The organism is Longivirga aurantiaca, from assembly GCF_042660085.1.
Classification (GTDB): domain Bacteria; phylum Actinomycetota; class Actinomycetes; order S36-B12; family CAIYMF01; genus Longivirga; species Longivirga aurantiaca.
On the sequence record NZ_JBHSTI010000008.1, the window covers coordinates 1,451,086 to 1,465,742 of the forward strand.

General features: G+C 70.4%; 17 protein-coding genes and 1 riboswitch. All 17 genes read left to right on the plus strand.

The window, feature by feature from the left end:
* The first annotated feature begins 183 nt into the window (after positions 1-183).
* The 17 genes from ACFQGU_RS10735 (at position 184) to efp (ending at position 14,657) form a co-directional block, all read left to right on the plus strand.
* Positions 184-585: a type II secretion system protein gene (locus ACFQGU_RS10735; RefSeq protein WP_386766492.1), complete on the plus strand. Its 402-nt coding sequence runs from the start codon at positions 184-186 to the stop codon at positions 583-585.
* A 198-nt stretch (positions 586-783) separates the two neighbouring features.
* Positions 784-867, plus strand: a riboswitch (cyclic di-GMP riboswitch).
* A 52-nt stretch (positions 868-919) separates the two neighbouring features.
* Positions 920-1,318, plus strand: a complete 399-nt coding sequence (locus tag ACFQGU_RS10740; RefSeq protein WP_386766494.1) for a type IV pilin protein — start codon at positions 920-922, stop codon at positions 1,316-1,318.
* A gap of 151 nt (positions 1,319-1,469) precedes the next feature.
* A complete protein-coding gene (locus tag ACFQGU_RS10745) occupies positions 1,470-1,877 on the plus strand; it encodes a type II secretion system protein (protein WP_386766496.1) in 408 nt (135 codons plus the stop codon).
* 122 nt (positions 1,878-1,999) lie between these two features.
* Positions 2,000-3,577, plus strand: a complete 1,578-nt coding sequence (locus ACFQGU_RS10750) for a type IV pilus modification PilV family protein (RefSeq protein ID WP_386766498.1) — start codon at positions 2,000-2,002, stop codon at positions 3,575-3,577.
* Entirely contained in the window at positions 3,574-4,149 is a 576-nt protein-coding gene (locus ACFQGU_RS10755) for a PilW family protein (protein ID WP_386766500.1), read from the plus strand. Before ACFQGU_RS10750 ends, ACFQGU_RS10755 begins: the two co-directional genes overlap by 4 nt.
* Before the next feature lie 16 nt (positions 4,150-4,165).
* On the plus strand, positions 4,166-5,536 hold the full coding sequence (locus ACFQGU_RS10760) for a hypothetical protein (RefSeq protein WP_386766502.1): 1,371 nt from the start codon (positions 4,166-4,168) through the stop codon (positions 5,534-5,536).
* 85 nt (positions 5,537-5,621) lie between these two features.
* Complete coding sequence (locus ACFQGU_RS10765) at positions 5,622-6,419, plus strand: prepilin peptidase (protein WP_386766504.1); 798 nt, start codon at positions 5,622-5,624, stop codon at positions 6,417-6,419.
* A 144-nt stretch (positions 6,420-6,563) separates the two neighbouring features.
* Entirely contained in the window at positions 6,564-7,610 is a 1,047-nt protein-coding gene (gene pilM, locus ACFQGU_RS10770) for a type IV pilus assembly protein PilM (protein ID WP_386766506.1), read from the plus strand.
* Between the two features lie 8 nt (positions 7,611-7,618).
* Entirely contained in the window at positions 7,619-8,359 is a 741-nt protein-coding gene (locus ACFQGU_RS10775) for a hypothetical protein (protein ID WP_386766508.1), read from the plus strand.
* Between the two features lies 1 nt (position 8,360).
* A complete protein-coding gene (locus tag ACFQGU_RS10780; protein WP_386766510.1) occupies positions 8,361-9,017 on the plus strand; it encodes a type IV pilus inner membrane component PilO in 657 nt (218 codons plus the stop codon).
* 10 nt (positions 9,018-9,027) lie between these two features.
* On the plus strand, positions 9,028-9,663 hold the full coding sequence (locus ACFQGU_RS10785; protein ID WP_386766512.1) for a hypothetical protein: 636 nt from the start codon (positions 9,028-9,030) through the stop codon (positions 9,661-9,663).
* 121 nt (positions 9,664-9,784) lie between these two features.
* Complete coding sequence (gene aroC, locus ACFQGU_RS10790) at positions 9,785-10,963, plus strand: chorismate synthase (protein ID WP_386766514.1); 1,179 nt, start codon at positions 9,785-9,787, stop codon at positions 10,961-10,963.
* A gap of 4 nt (positions 10,964-10,967) precedes the next feature.
* Positions 10,968-11,483 carry a shikimate kinase gene (locus tag ACFQGU_RS10795; RefSeq protein ID WP_386766516.1) on the plus strand — a complete coding sequence of 172 codons (516 nt, stop codon included), beginning with the start codon at positions 10,968-10,970 and terminating at the stop codon, positions 11,481-11,483.
* Entirely contained in the window at positions 11,480-12,577 is a 1,098-nt protein-coding gene (gene aroB / locus ACFQGU_RS10800) for a 3-dehydroquinate synthase (RefSeq protein ID WP_386766518.1), read from the plus strand. The genes ACFQGU_RS10795 and aroB overlap by 4 nt, the downstream gene beginning before the upstream one ends.
* Positions 12,574-13,002 carry a type II 3-dehydroquinate dehydratase gene (gene aroQ, locus ACFQGU_RS10805; RefSeq protein WP_386766520.1) on the plus strand — a complete coding sequence of 143 codons (429 nt, stop codon included), beginning with the start codon at positions 12,574-12,576 and terminating at the stop codon, positions 13,000-13,002. Before aroB ends, aroQ begins: the two co-directional genes overlap by 4 nt.
* On the plus strand, positions 12,999-14,075 hold the full coding sequence (locus tag ACFQGU_RS10810; RefSeq protein WP_386766522.1) for a M24 family metallopeptidase: 1,077 nt from the start codon (positions 12,999-13,001) through the stop codon (positions 14,073-14,075). Before aroQ ends, ACFQGU_RS10810 begins: the two co-directional genes overlap by 4 nt.
* A 21-nt stretch (positions 14,076-14,096) precedes the next feature.
* Positions 14,097-14,657 (plus strand): elongation factor P, encoded by a 561-nt coding sequence (gene efp / locus ACFQGU_RS10815; RefSeq protein WP_386766524.1) that lies wholly within the window; start codon positions 14,097-14,099, stop codon positions 14,655-14,657.

The following is a 14,657-nucleotide window of genomic DNA, read 5'->3' on the forward strand; positions in this document are numbered from 1 at the left end:
TCGTCCCGGCCGAGAGGCGGCGCTTATCGGAACGGCGGCGTTCCCCTGGATCCGCCGATCGGGTGATTCCTCAGATCTCCCTCTCGATCCCTAAGGACCGGGCTCGGCGCGGACCGAGAAACCTCCTGTCGGGCAACGGGACCTCCCGGGCCCCCGAGGGAAGGAATCATCGTGCTCTCTCGCATGCGTAAGCAGGACGCCGACCAGGGCTTCACCCTGATCGAGCTGCTCGTCGTCATGATCATCATCGGCATCCTCGCGGCCATCGCCATCCCCACGTTCCTCAACCAGCGGAACAACGGCTACCGCACCGCCATCAAGTCCGACCTGAAGAACGCGGCGATCGCGGCCGAGTCCTTCGCCACCGACAACGGCGGCGACTACTCCGGCCTCACCGACGCCACTCTGGCCGACGCACGCGGCACCGGCGTCACCGCCGAGGTCACCGTCGCCGTCGCCTGGGCGACCGGCACCGCGTACTGCGTCGAGGGGGTGCACTCGGCCCTCACCACCGCGCCGACGCAGTTCTTCTACAGCAGCCTCGAAGGAGCCCCGCTCGAGGGCGCCTGCCCGGCCGCTCCGTGATCGGCTGACACGCAGGACGAGCTCACGGGTTGATGACACCCACGAGACACCCGGAAGGGGCCAGGCGGAGCGCCTGGCCCCTTCCGCACGTCCGAGACCTTGCGCCGTCCGGGGGATGGCCGAAAATTCTCCTCTCGCGAGGCTCAAGGTCCCCCCGGGCAGGTCGATCACTTCTTTGTCATCAACCATGACCGCTCCGGCCAGAACGGGCACACCCACCGCGAGGTGGGGTCGCAAAGCCAGGGAGCTCCTCGAGGGGGAGGAGCCGGCCCAGCTGCCTCGGCCAGAGGACGTCCAGCCGGGCGGTCGGCTACTCCTGAAGGGGAGAACCATCATGATCGCTCGTCTGCGCAAGTCCGTCGAGGACAAGGACCAGGGCTTCACCCTGATCGAGCTCCTCGTCGTCATGATCATCATCGGCATCCTTGCTGCGATCGCCATCCCGACGTTCCTCAACCAGCGCGCGAACGGCTGGCGTGCGGCCACCACCAGCGACCTGAAGAACTCGGCCATCAACATCGAGTCGTACGCGACCGACAACGGCGGCTCCTACGCCGGCGCCACCACCGCCGACCTGGGCGCCCTCAGCGCCGACGTCACCGTCACCGTGATCTCGAACGCGACCGGCTACTGCCTGTCCGGCGTGAACGTCAACCTGCCGACCGAGACCAAGTACTACGACTCGGCCGTGGGTGTCCCGAACGACGTGGACTGCACCGGCACGTACGTCTGATCGGACACGGGAGCTCCTCCCGACCGAACACCTCGGCGTGGGGGGTGGGGCCTTCGCCCCGCCCCCCACGTCGGTCGTGGCCTCGGCCGGGAGACCCGAACCGGGCTCCCGGCCGAGGCCTCTTTCTAGGCCTCTCCCACCGGGAGCAACCATGCTCGATCGGACGACGCGCACGGAAGGGACGGCGGACCAGGGCTTCACGCTCATCGAGCTCCTGGTCGTCATGATCATCATCGGCATCCTTGCTGCTATCGCCATCCCGACGTACCTGAGCCAGCGCGACAACGCCTACAAGGCGGCGCTGAAGAACGACCTGAAGAACGCCGCGACGGCCGCCGAGACCTGGGCCGTGCACAACTCGGGCAGCTATCTGGGGCTCGAGGACACCACCCTCGCGGGGGAGCGCGGTCAGGGGATCAGCCAGGCGATCGAGGTGACCGTCAACGCGGCCATCGTGACCGCGACGACGTACTGCATCGAGGGCGTGCACGACTCGCTCCCGGGGCAGACCTGGCACTACTCCAACCTCGTCGGGGTCCCGTCACCGGGCACCTGCTAGCAGATCGGGAAGGGGAGGAGCGGCCCGCCGCTCCTCCCCTTCCGCACGTCCGCGGCCCGTCCTGGGCCGGTCGGGTGACCCCCCGGCTCAAGGCAGGCTCTCCGGTGGCCGATGGAGCGCGTATGAGCATCTTCAGGCGTGGCCGCACGCGCGGTGACGACGGTGTCACCCTGGTCGAGATCATGGTCGCGCTGACGATCGCGTCTGGGGTCTTCCTCGCTCTGGGTCTGGCGGCCATCGCCGGGGTCAAGGGCACCCTGGCCGCCCGGCAGAACCAGCTCGCCGGCGACATGATGAACCAGGCGATCGAGCGAGCCCGCGCCCTCGACTTCGCGGACGTGGCCATGGTGACCGGCGACCCGACGCTCGCCGGGGACCCTCGCATCGACAGCGACACCTTCGACCCCGGCACCGGGGTCGCCGAGGACCTCGTCTTCGCCAGCGTCGGGACGCTCAACCCGCACGTGACGACGGAGACGCACAACAGCACCACCTACACCATCTGGCGCTATGTGACGCAGCCGGCCGGCATCAGCTCGGGCACCCGTCGCCTCACCGTCGTCGTGACCTGGGAGGTCGGCGACGAGACCAAGGTCCGCTCGACCTCGACGTTCGTGACGGCGACGCGGCGCGGCCTTCCCCTTCCCCGCTTCCTGCTGCAGTACTCGTCGCCCTCGGTGCAGACCAAGGGCACCGGCACCGTGGTGACGTACGGGCTGAGGCTCAAGAACTACGGCGCCCGCGACGCCTGGAACATCACCGGCCCGTCAGGCACGTGGAGCTATGTCGTCGACTCGGACAAGGACGGCGTGCTGGACGCGACCGAGGTCACCAGCCTCACCGACACCAGCGCCGACGGCACGCTCGACACCGGCAACGTCGAGGTCAACGGCGAGGTCTGGGTCCTGGCATCCCGCACCGTCACCGGCAGCCCCGGCGACACCACGGCAGTGGCCTTCACCTTCAAGTCCGTGGCCCAGCCGCTGGCGGCCACGGCGTCGCAGACCCTGTCCGGCAGCTACAGCATCTCGGGCACGCCGTCGGCCACCCCGACGCCGACGCCCACCAGCTCGAGCCCCACCGCCACGCCCACGGGCGACCCGCAGACGCCGTTCCCGCTGCCCGTGCCGTCGTGCGCGGCCGCCTGCACTCTGACGACCGAGTACCTTCACGAGCTCCCGCTCGGCAGTCACACGCTCGCCCTGAGCAACCCCGCATTCGACACCAACGCCACCCTCCAGTCCGCAGCGAACAACTACTCGACCGACAAGACCGGCACGGCCGGCCGGTGGCTCGAGCGCGGCGGGGTACTGGCGACCGAGACCAACAAGTCGAGGGTGTTCGACGTACGCAAGCAGGTGCCGGTGGCGACGACCTTCCGGGCCGGCCAGGCGGTGCTCTACCTGAACGTCGCCTGCCTCACAGCAGGCAGCCCGCTGACGGTCAACGTCGCCTTCGGCCAGTCGATCAACACGAGCCTCGGCACCTTCACCTCGCGCGGAACCGGCAGCGCCACCCTGACGCTGTGCGACGGAACCTTCCGCGAGGTTGCCATCGGCGTCCCGGTAGGCGCCGACTTCTCGGTGGCCAAGAACAAGTACGCGGTCATCCGCGTGGTGATCCCCTCGACCTCCGCGGGCGACGTCCGCATCGGCTACGACTGGGCGGGCGCCCAGTCTCGGATGGTGATCCCGGAATGAGCGCGAACCGCAGCCTGAAGGCAGTGCGCGACCGGCTCGCGGGCCGACCCGCGGAGGAGGGCGTGACCCTGGTCGAGCTCCTCGTGACCATGGTGCTGCTCAGCATCGTGCTGGCGATCGCGGCCGCCGCCTTCCAGGCCACGGCGAAGGTCTACACCGCGACCGACGACGACGCGACCGGCCTCGCTGATGCGCGCAAGGTGGCCGAGCGCATGGGTCGCGACATCCGCAACGCGCGAGGTGTGGATGCCGGCGCGACGACGAGCCAGCTGGTCGTCTGGATCGATGCCAACTCCGACTACAAGCGCCAGACCAACGAGAGCATCACGTGGAAGCTCGAGCCCTCGGGTGACGGCCTGCACTACGACGTGATCCGCAAGGTCGGCTCGGCCACCCAGGTGATCGAGGCGCGCAGCCTCGTGAGCCAGATCGCCTTCACCTACGACCTGACCCCGCCGAACACACAGGTGGTGCAGACCCTCGTGACCTACGACTCGATCGTGGGCCGGGGCGCCAGCGCCCGCACGCTCTACTTCGCCGAGCGCCTCCGCAATGTCGACGAGCAGTACTAGGGGAGTGACCGTAGCCATGTGGACCACGCGTCTCCGGCAGATCCAGCAGGAGCCCGACTCGGGCCTTGCCCTGGTCGTCGTCCTGCTCGTGATGGGTCTCATGACCCTGCTCGTCGTCGCGATCACCACGCTGACGATCGGGAGCCTGCGGTCGAGCACCGACCACGACAAGTTCGAGGGAGCCGTCGCCGCGGCCGAGACCGGCGTCGACCGCCAGCTCGCCGAGCTGCAGAAGGACCAGAGCTACTCCTACGGCCCGGCGATGGGTGCAGCCGACCTCACGACCGACGCCGAGCGGGTCTGGGCCCTCGAGACCATCAAGACCATGGTCGACGACGGCGCCGCCTACGAGAGCACGGGCACCGGTGAGTACTTCGCGATCAAGCCGGCGGACTACAACGTCATCTACTCCCTCGGCTGCGACCCGAACTGCACCGACTCCAGTGCGAAGAAGCGGTTCCTCAAGGTCGAGTACCTGTTCGCGCCCTACAAGCCGGGCAACGCGATCCTCACGTCGGGCAACCTGAGCTTCTCGTCCTCCGTCACGGTGGATGTCAGCCTCGCGGCCTCCGGCGGCACCGCCAACGTCCACACGAACGGGGACGCCGACGGCACGGGATGCTCGCAGACGGTGAACGGCACGGTCACCGCAAGCGGCGACTACTCGGTGTGCGGAAGCGTCGGGATGACCGGTTCTGGCGGCGACCAGCCGCTCGAGAGCGTGCCTGAGGTCAAGGCGCGGTTCCTCTACAACACGTTCGCGTCGCAGTACGCCACGGGCTGGTACGACCTGTGCCCCGACGGCGAGGTGAAGTCGCCGTCCACCACCCCGTGCGACGGAACCACCTTGGCCGATCTCGACAGCGGAGGCACGTACCGAGGCTGGAGCTACGCGGACGGCAGCGGCACGACGCCGCCGGTGTGGTCGATGACCTCGACCGCGTGGGGCGACGGCATCTACTACGTCTACCAGGGCGACGCGTTCATCAGCCGGAACACCGTCGTGAACTCGGCGACGGTGATCGCGGAGTCCAAGCCGAGCGGCGGCCCCGCAGCAACCTGCGGCAAGCTCGGGGGCGGCATCACCGCGAAGCTGGTCACGATCTCGAACGCCGCGCTGCCGGGCACGGTCCTCGTGGCCGACACGGACCTGGTCATGACCTCGAACTTCGAGGCGGGCATCGGAGTCTTCGGGGCCGGCGACCAGATCCAGGTCGAGACCTCCAGCAACGGAATCACCGGCACCATCATCGCGAACGACTCCTGCACCGACGGTGGCGACATCAACGAGGTCAAGAACGCGGTGATCAAGTACGACCGGAACGTCGAGGTGCCGCTGCTCGACATCATCCGCACCACCCAGTGGCTCGAGCTCAAGGCGAAGTGACACCGCGCACGACGTCGATGACGCCCCGGGGACGCTCCCGGGGCGTCATCGACGCACTGGGCGGCGGCCGGGCTAGGGTCGCGCCGTGACGACTGGCGAGTACCTTTTCTTCGGCACCTTCGCGTTCCTGTTCGGTGCCGCGATCGGGTCGTTCCTCAACGTGGTCATCTACCGGGTGCCGGCAGGGCTCTCCGTCGTCCACCCGCCGTCGCGTTGTCCGACGTGCGAGCAGGAGATCTCGCCCCGTGACAACATCCCGATCGTCAGCTGGCTCGTCCTTCGCGGTCGCTGCCGGGGGTGCGGCACGTCGATCTCACCGCGCTACCTCGTGGTCGAGGCCCTCACCGGCGTCCTGTTCGTCCTCATGCTGCTGCACTTCGGGCTCTCGTGGGCTCTCCCGGCGTACCTCTACCTCGTGGCCGTGGGCGTAGCCCTGGCCTTCATCGACTACGACACCAAGCGGCTGCCCGACGTGCTGACGCTCCCGTCGTACGCCGTGGCGCTGGTGCTGCTGCTGCTGCCGGCCATCCTCGACGGCGACTGGACGTCCTACCTCCGTGCGGTCCTCGGCGGCTTGGCCCTGCTGGCCTTCTACTTCGTGGTCTGGTTCATCCGTCCCGATGCAATGGGCTTCGGCGACGTGAAGTTCGCGGGCGTTCTCGGCATCTACCTCGGCTGGCTGTCGTGGGGCCATGTGGCCCTCGGAGGCTTCCTGGGCTTCCTGCTCGGCGCCGTGGGCGGCGTCGCCCTCATGGCGTTCACCAGCGCCGGGCGCAAGACCAAGGTCCCGTTCGGGCCCTTCATGATCGCCGGCGCCGGTCTGACGATCCTGCTGGGTCAGCCGGTCATCGACTGGTACGCGTCGCTCGCGTTCGGCTCCTGAGGATTCCGGGCCGTTTCGCACCGCCGATCGCCCCGAACGGACCAACTAGACCTCACAGAACCCTCAAGCCCGGAGCCTCCAGCGCCGAAGTGCGTAAGGAGAGCCACCTGAGCAGAAGCTGGTGGCAGGCGAAGGGTGACTACCGTGGCTGGTCGGACCGCCATCGGCCTGGACATCGGCACATCGAGTGTCCGGGCGGCCCAGGTTTCCCTCTCCAAGGGGGGACCGGTTCTGGAGCGTTTCGGGCAGGTCGCACTGCCCGCCGGAGTTGTGCGCGACGGCGAGGTCGTCGACCCTGACGCCGTCGGCGACGCCATCAAGACCCTGTGGGCCCAGGCGAAGTTCTCGCAGAAGGACGTCGTGCTCGGGGTGTCGAACCAGAAGGTCGTGGTCCGGCTGGTCGACCTCCCGTGGCTCCCGGCCGACGAGCTGAGGGCGAGCCTCAAGTTCCAGGTCGCGGACCTCGTCCCCATGCCCGTCGACGAGGCGGTGCTCGACTTCGTCCCGCTCGAGGAGATCACCACCGACAACAGCCGCATGGTGCGAGGCCTTCTCGTGGCCGCGGCACAGGACGCGGTCCTCGACTCCATCCGGGCGGCGCAGCGCGCCGGCCTTCGGGTGACGACGGTAGACCTCACGCCGTTCGCGGTGCTGCGGGTCGCCGGCGCAGGAGACGCCCTGGGGCTCAACGGCCCCGAGGCCGTCGTCGACATCGGCGCCAAGGTGACCAACATCGTCGTCCACGAGGCGGGGGTGCCGAAGTTCGTGCGCATCCTGCTCCTCGGTGGCGACGACGTGACCTCGGCCGTGGTCGAGCGGCTCGGCATCCCGACCGCTGAGGCGGAGCGGCTCAAGCGCGACCGGCTCTCGCTGGCCGACCCGGCCTCCGCCGATGCCCGTCGCATCATCGACGCCGCCCTGGCGGAGTTCGTGGACGAGGTGCGCGGCTCGGTCGACTACTTCGTGGCGATGAGCGGTGGGCGCCCGCTCTCGCGGGTCGTGCTCTCGGGCGGCGGATCGCTCGCCGACGGGCTCGCCCAGCGCCTGGCCACGGCGGTGCGCACGCCCGTCGAATACGGCCGGCCCTTCAGCCATGTCTCGCTGGGCAAGACCGGACTGACGCCAGAGCAGCTGCAGTTCGTCGAGCCCCTCTCGGCCGTACCGGTCGGCCTCGCGATGGGAGCGGTGTGATGGTGTCGTTGCGCAGGTCCAGCACGGACGTCCTCGAGGCGCCCGACGAGCAGCACGGCGGGATCCCGATCCCCGACCGCTCCGCGGCGTACCCGCGGGTCAACCTCATGCCCGCGGTCATCGCGGCCGAGGCCAAGGAGCGGCACGCCAGGACCATCATGATCGGCGCCGTCGCCGCCTCCGTCGTCGCGGTGGGAGGGCTGTACCTCCTCGCGACGAACGAGGTGAACGCGGCGCAGGAGCGGCTCGACACCGCGGCAGCCCAGGGAGTCGTGCTCCAGAAGGAGCTCGCTCGCTACTCCGACGTCCCCAAGGTGCAGAACGAGGTCGCCATCGCGCAGACCCAGGCGTACAACGCCATGGGCGGCGAGGTGCGCTGGTCGTTCCTGCTCAACAACCTCTCGCTGACCATCCCCCGGAACACCTCTCTCATCAGCCTGTCCGGGAGCGTCAACGGGGTCGCACCGGTGCCGGGAGCAGCCTCCGCGGCGACCGCCGACGACGCCGCCGTGATCAGCGCCCTCGGGCGTCCTGGGATCGGCCAGATCTCCTACGAGGGCGAGGCAGTCCGGTTCGGCGACTTCGCCGCCTTCCTCGACGTCCTGGCCAAGCAGAAGACGATGCTCGATCCGTTCCCGGGCGAGGTCAAGCGTGCCGAGAGTGACGCCGAGGGCCTGACGTTCAGCGCCACCGTGACGGTCACCGACAAGGCGCTCTCGCGCCGCTACGACCCGAAGGCGGGTAACTGACATGAGTCTCCCCGGTGCAAGCAAGTGGTACGTGGGTGCCGCGCTCGCCTCGGTCCTCGTCCTCATCGCCGGCTGGTTCCTGCTCGTGTCCCCGCAGCGCTCCAGCGCCGCGGAGATCGGCACGGCCGCCGACGACAGGGCGGCCGCCAACGTCGTGACCGAGCGGCAGATCGAGTCGTTGAAGGCGCAGTACAAGAACCTTCCCGAGCTCGAGCAGCAGCTCGCGAGCATCCGCTCGCGCATCCCGAGCAGCCCGAACATGCCGTCGGTGGTGCGCAGCGTCAGCACGAAGGCAGCGACCGCGGGCGTCACGCTCGTGTCGCTGGTGCCGTCGACGCCCCAGCCGCTGGACGCCGGTGGCTCGGGCGACCAGGCCGACCTGGCAGCACCCGGCCAGGTCAACCAGTACCCGGTCTCCGTGATCGTCGAGGGACGGTTCGCGAACGTGCGGCTCTTCCTGCTCAGCCTCGAGAGCCTGCAGCGCTCGTTCCTCGTGACGGGGATCGACATCAGCAGGGTCGAGGACGCGACGAAGCCCTCCGGCACGCTGAACGTGACCCTGACCGGTCGCGTGTTCACCGCCAACCCCGGCGCACCTGTGACGGCCAAGGCCCCCGCGCCCGCAGCCGGCGAGACCGCTTCCGACACGGCAAGCTGAGGAGAGAGTCATGAGTGAGCCGATCTTCGCGGCCGGGAACGGCGCCGCGGCGCCGGTGCAGGCGGACCCGCAGCCCGAGAAGGGCAACAACCGCAAGGCGCTGCTCGCGCTCGGCGCAGTGCTCGGGGCAGTGGTCGTCGGTGGTGGAGCCTTCTTCTTCCTCAACCAGTCGTCGTCCGGCGACGAGGTCGCCATGCCGCCGAAGAAGCCTGCTGCCACCGAGCCCGAGGTTGCGCCATCGCCGTCGGCCAAGCCGACCAAGGCGGTGACGGTCAAGACCGCCACGGTCACGAGCCACGACCCCTTCGCCGTGCTCTTCCCCGAGGAGCAGGCCCCGAGCGGGTCAGGCGACGGCACGACCCCGGACCCGGGCACCTCGACGCCGGCGCCTGACGCCTCGGCGCCGGTGACGCCTCCGGACCAGTCGACCTCCACGACCTACAAGGTCGAGGTGACGATCATCAAGCAGGATGCCGGCGTCGCCCAGATCCAGGTCAACGGCAAGCCCTACTCGGCGAGCGTCGGCAAGGACTTCGGGCAGTACTTCACCCTGTACGCCATCTTCAACAGCGACTGCGTGGGCGTGCTGTTCGGAGACCAGAACGTCCCCGTCTGCAAGGGCAGCGCCTCGACGGTCGCGACCTGAGCGTTCGTTCGACGACACGAAGGACGCGGCGGCGGGCATCGGCCCACCCCGCGTCCTTCGTCGTCGCGGTGGTGCCGCGCCCTGCTCGGGTGCTGGACGTGCCGCATGGGATGATGACGGGATGCTGCGTTGGTTGACCGCCGGAGAGTCCCACGGACCCGCGCTCGTCGCGATCCTCGAGGGCCTGCCCGCAGGGGTCGCCGTCACGACCGCGGACGTCGACCGGGACCTCGCCCGCCGCCGTCTCGGCGTCGGCCGGGGCGCCCGCATGAAGTTCGAGCAGGATGCCGTGCGCATCCTGGGCGGAGTGCGGCACGGGTCGACCCTGGGCGGCCCGATCGCCATCGAGGTCGGCAACAGCGAGTGGCCCAAGTGGGAGACCGTCATGGCGGCCGACCCGGTCGACGCCGACGTGCTCGAGGCCCAGGCCCGCAACGCACCCCTGACCCGCCCGCGCCCGGGCCACGCCGACCTCGTCGGGATGCAGAAGTACGGCTTCGACGACGCCCGCCCGATCCTCGAGCGCGCCAGCGCCCGCGAGACCGCGGCCCGGGTGGCCCTCGGGGCCGTGGCCAAGGCGTTCCTCGAGCAGTCGGTGGGGGCACACGTCCTGTCGCACGTCGTGGAGCTGGGCACGGTGTCGGCACCAGCCGGTCTCGTCCCGAGTCCCGGTGACCTCGACGCGATCGACGCCGACGACGCCCGCTGCCTCGACGCCACGGCGTCCGCGCTCATGTCCGAGGAGGTCGAGCAGGCCCGCAAGGACGGCGACACCCTCGGGGGCGTGGTCGAGGTGGTCGTGCACGGCCTCCCGCCGGGCCTCGGCAGCCACGTGCACTGGGACCGCCGGCTCGACGCCCGCCTCGCTGCTGCGCTCATGGGAATCCAGGCCATCAAGGGCGTGGAGGTGGGCGACGGCTTCGAGCTCGCCCGCACCCGGGGCTCGAAGGCGCACGACGAGATCCTGCCCGGCCCCGACGGAGTGGTCCGCGCCAGCGGCCGCAGCGGCGGCACCGAGGGCGGCATGTCGACCGGCGAGGTCCTGCGCGTCCGCGCGGCCATGAAGCCGATCTCCACGGTGCCGAGGGCCCTGCGCACGATCGACGTCGCCACCGGCGAGCCGGCGCAGGCGATCAACCAGCGCAGCGACGTCTGCGCCGTCCCGGCCGCAGGCGTCGTGGCCGAGGCGATGGTGGCGCTGGTGCTCGCCGACGCCGTCCTCGAGAAGTTCGGCGGCGACTCGGTCGCCGAGACCGCACGGAACGCGGCTGCGTACCGTGCCGCCCTCGTGGTCTCGTAGGCACGTGTCCCCCCGCGTCGTGCTCGTCGGTGTGCCCGGATCGGGCAAGTCCACCGTGGGCGGAGTGCTGGCCGAGCTGCTCGGCGTCACCCTGCGCGACACCGACCGCGACATCGAGGTCGTGGCGGGCAAGTCGATCCCCGACATCTTCGTCGACGACGGCGAGCCCGCCTTCCGTGCGCTCGAGCGCACGGCGGTGGCGACCGCGATCGCCGAGCACGACGGCGTCCTGGCGCTCGGCGGCGGGGCTGTGATCGACGAGGGAACGCGAGCGCTGCTGCGCGACCAGCCGACCGTCTGGCTGCAGGTGAGCGCCGCCGGTGGGGCCAAGCGCGTCGGGCTCGACGTGCCGCGGCCCGTGCTGCTCGGCAACGTCCGCGGACGGCTCGCGACGCTGGTGGCCGAGCGGAGCCCGCTGTACGCCGAGGTCGCGACGATCACGGTCGAGACCGACGGCCGCAGCCCTGCCGAGGTCGCGGAGGTCATCGTGCAGACGCTCGGCCTCAGGGAGGCGTCATGACCGGCCCCACGCGCATCAGTGTGCGCGGGGAGTCGCCGTACGACGTGGTGGTGGGGCGCTCGCTGCTCGACTCGCTGCCCTCCGCGGTCCGCGGCGCGCACCGGGCAGCCGTCGTCCACCCGGCGTCGCGGCCGGAGGACGGCGCCCGCGTCGCTGAGGCGCTGCGCGACTCGGGGCACCAGGTCCTGCTGATCCCCGTGCCGGACGGCGAGGATGCCAAGACCGCGGACGTGCTCGCGTCGTGCTGGTCGGCCCTCGGACGCGCCGGCTTCACGCGGTCGGACGTCGTGGTCGGGGTCGGTGGGGGAGCCACGACCGACCTCGCGGGCTTCCTCGCGGCGAGCTGGCTGCGCGGGGTCCGCCTCGTGCAGATGCCCACGACGCTGCTCGGCATGGTCGACGCCGCGGTCGGGGGCAAGACCGGGATCAACACGCCCGAGGGCAAGAACCTCGTCGGCGCCTTCCACCACCCTGCCGCGGTGCTCGCCGACCTCGACGCGCTGGGCACGCTGCCCGCCCCTGACCTCGTGGCGGGGCTGGCCGAGGTCGTGAAGGTGGGGTTCACCTCCGACGACGTGATCCTCGACCTGGTCGAGGGCGACGTCGCCGGGGCCACGGACCCGACCAGCCCGGTGCTCCGCGAGCTCGTCGAGCGCGCCATCCAGGTCAAGGCCGACGTCGTGAGCGACGACTTCCGCGAGGCGCGCGAGGGCGGCCTCGGCCGCGAGGTGCTCAACTACGGCCACACGTTCGCGCACGCGATTGAGCAGGTCGAGGACTACCGCTGGCGCCACGGCGACGCGGTGGCGGTGGGCCTGCACTACGTGTCGGCGCTCGCCCGGCTCGCCGGGCGGCTGCCGCAGGCAGACGCGGCGCGTCACCTGTCGGTGCTGCAGCTGCTGGGGCTGCCCACGTCGTACCCGCCCGGCCGGTTCGAGGAGCTCCTCGCGGCGATGCGGATCGACAAGAAGTCGCGCGGCGACCTGCTGCGCTTCGTGGTCCTCGACGGCATCGGCCGTCCCGGGCTGCTCGAGGGGCCGGACCAGGCCCTGCTCGAGGCCGCGTACGCCGAGGTGTCGGAGGTGGTGTCATGACCCGCGTGCTGGTGCTGAACGGGCCCAACCTGAGCAGGCTGGGCACCCGTGAGCCGGACGTCTACGGCGCGACGACGTACGACGAGCTCGTCGGGATCTGCACCGCCGAGGGCGCCGCCCTCGGGCTCGAGGTCGAGGTGCGCCAGACCGACGACGAGGCCGAGCTCGTGCACTGGCTGCACGAGGCCGCCGACACGTCCACGCCCGTGGTGCTGAATCCCGCGGCGTTCACCCACTACTCGTACGCCGTGCGCGACGCGATCGCGCTGCGCACCGCCCCCTTGGTCGAGGTGCACCTCTCGAACCCTGCTGCGCGCGAGGAGTTCCGCCACACGTCGGTGGTGGCGGCGGTGGCCACCGGGACGATCGCCGGCTTCGGCGTCGACAGCTACCGCCTCGCGCTGCGCGCGCTCGCCGCGTCATGACGCGGGACCGCCGCGACCGGGTCCGGGCCCTGCTGCCGGCTCAGGGCGTCGATGCACTGCTCGTGACGTACCTGACCAACGTGCGCTACCTCTCGGGGTTCAGCGGCTCCAACGGCGCGGTGCTCGTCGGCCGGGATCCCAAGGATGACAGGCTGATCACCGACTTCCGCTACGTCACCCAGGCTGCCGCCGAGTGCCCGGGCCTGGATGTCCTGGTCGAGCGCGCCGTGGACGCCGGGGGAGCGGCGCACGCGGTGGCCGTAGGCGCGTCCCGGCTCGGGTTCGAGGCGGCCCGGATGACCGTGGCGGCGCACGAGTCGCTGCGCGCGGCCCACCGCGACCTCGACCTGGTGCCGACCGAGGGTGTCGTGGAGGGGCTGCGCACGACGAAGGACGACGACGAGCTCGCGCACCTCGCCGAGGCGTGCCGCATCTCGGACGCCGCGCTCGCGGCGACCCTGCCGCTCGTGCGCGTCGGGATGACCGAGCGCCAGGTGGCCCGGCTGCTCGACGGCCTGATGCTCGACCACGGCGCCGAGGCCGTCTCGTTCGACACCATCGTGGCCTCGGGCCCGAACTCGGCCATCCCGCACCACAGCCCCACCGACCGGGCGATCGAGCGGGGGGACCTCCTCAAGATCGACTTCGGCGCCCTCTCCGCGGGCTACCACGCCGACGAGACGCGCACGTTCGTCGTCGGCGCCGACCCGGAGCCCTGGCAGAGCGAGCTCCATGCGCTCGTGGCGCGGGCCCAGCAGGCGGGCGTCGACGCCCTCGCAGTGGGCGCGGAGCTGCGTGATGTCGACCACGCGGCACGCTCGGTGATCGCCGCAGCTGGGCACGCGGAGCACTTCGGGCACGGCCTCGGGCACGGGGTCGGGCTCGACATCCATGAAGCGCCGATGATCGGCTACTCCACGGCGGGTATCCTGGGCGACCGCACGCCGGTGACCGTCGAGCCTGGGGTCTATCTCCCCGGGCGCGGCGGGGTACGCATCGAGGACACCCTCGTCGTCCATGCCGGCGGGCCCGTGTCGCTCACCACGACGACGCGTGAGCTGCTCGTCCTCTAGACCTTCCCAGGAGACCTCCCCGTGGCCACCACGAACGACCTCAAGAACGGCCTGGTCCTCAACATCGACGGCCAGCTCTGGTCCGTCGTCGAGTTCCAGCACGTCAAGCCCGGCAAGGGCCCGGCCTTCGTGCGCACCAAGCTCAAGGCGGTCCTGTCCGGCAAGGTCGTCGACAAGACGTTCAACGCCGGCGTGAAGGTCGAGACCGCCAACGTCGACCGCCGCGACTTCCAGTACCTCTACCGCGACGGCGACGACTGGGTGTTCATGGACACCTCGTCGTACGACCAGGTCCACGTGCCGGACGCCGTGGTCGGCGACAACGCCAAGTGGATGCTCGAGGGCCAGGCGGCGATCCTCGCGACGCACGACGGCGTCCCGCTGTACATCGAGCTGCCCGCCTCGGTCGAGCTCATGATCACGTACACCGAGCCGGGCCTGCAGGGCGACCGATCGACCGGCGGCACCAAGCCCGCCACCCTCGAGACCGGTGCCGAGATCGCCGTGCCGCTGTTCATCGAGAACAACACCAAGGTCAAGGTCGACACCCGCGACGGGTCGTACCTCGGCCGCGTCAACTAG

Coding starts and splice junctions, on each gene's coding strand:
- ACFQGU_RS10810 (WP_386766522.1), top strand. CDS start 12,999: ATGACGCGGGACCGCCGCGACCGGGTCCGGGCCCTGCTGCCGGCTCAG.
- aroC (WP_386766514.1), top strand. CDS start 9,785: ATGCTGCGTTGGTTGACCGCCGGAGAGTCCCACGGACCCGCGCTCGTC.
- ACFQGU_RS10735 (WP_386766492.1), top strand. CDS start 184: ATGCGTAAGCAGGACGCCGACCAGGGCTTCACCCTGATCGAGCTGCTC.
- ACFQGU_RS10780 (WP_386766510.1), top strand. CDS start 8,361: ATGAGTCTCCCCGGTGCAAGCAAGTGGTACGTGGGTGCCGCGCTCGCC.
- ACFQGU_RS10755 (WP_386766500.1), top strand. CDS start 3,574: ATGAGCGCGAACCGCAGCCTGAAGGCAGTGCGCGACCGGCTCGCGGGC.
- ACFQGU_RS10745 (WP_386766496.1), top strand. CDS start 1,470: ATGCTCGATCGGACGACGCGCACGGAAGGGACGGCGGACCAGGGCTTC.
- ACFQGU_RS10750 (WP_386766498.1), top strand. CDS start 2,000: ATGAGCATCTTCAGGCGTGGCCGCACGCGCGGTGACGACGGTGTCACC.
- aroB (WP_386766518.1), top strand. CDS start 11,480: ATGACCGGCCCCACGCGCATCAGTGTGCGCGGGGAGTCGCCGTACGAC.
- ACFQGU_RS10785 (WP_386766512.1), top strand. CDS start 9,028: ATGAGTGAGCCGATCTTCGCGGCCGGGAACGGCGCCGCGGCGCCGGTG.
- aroQ (WP_386766520.1), top strand. CDS start 12,574: ATGACCCGCGTGCTGGTGCTGAACGGGCCCAACCTGAGCAGGCTGGGC.
- ACFQGU_RS10760 (WP_386766502.1), top strand. CDS start 4,166: ATGTGGACCACGCGTCTCCGGCAGATCCAGCAGGAGCCCGACTCGGGC.
- ACFQGU_RS10740 (WP_386766494.1), top strand. CDS start 920: ATGATCGCTCGTCTGCGCAAGTCCGTCGAGGACAAGGACCAGGGCTTC.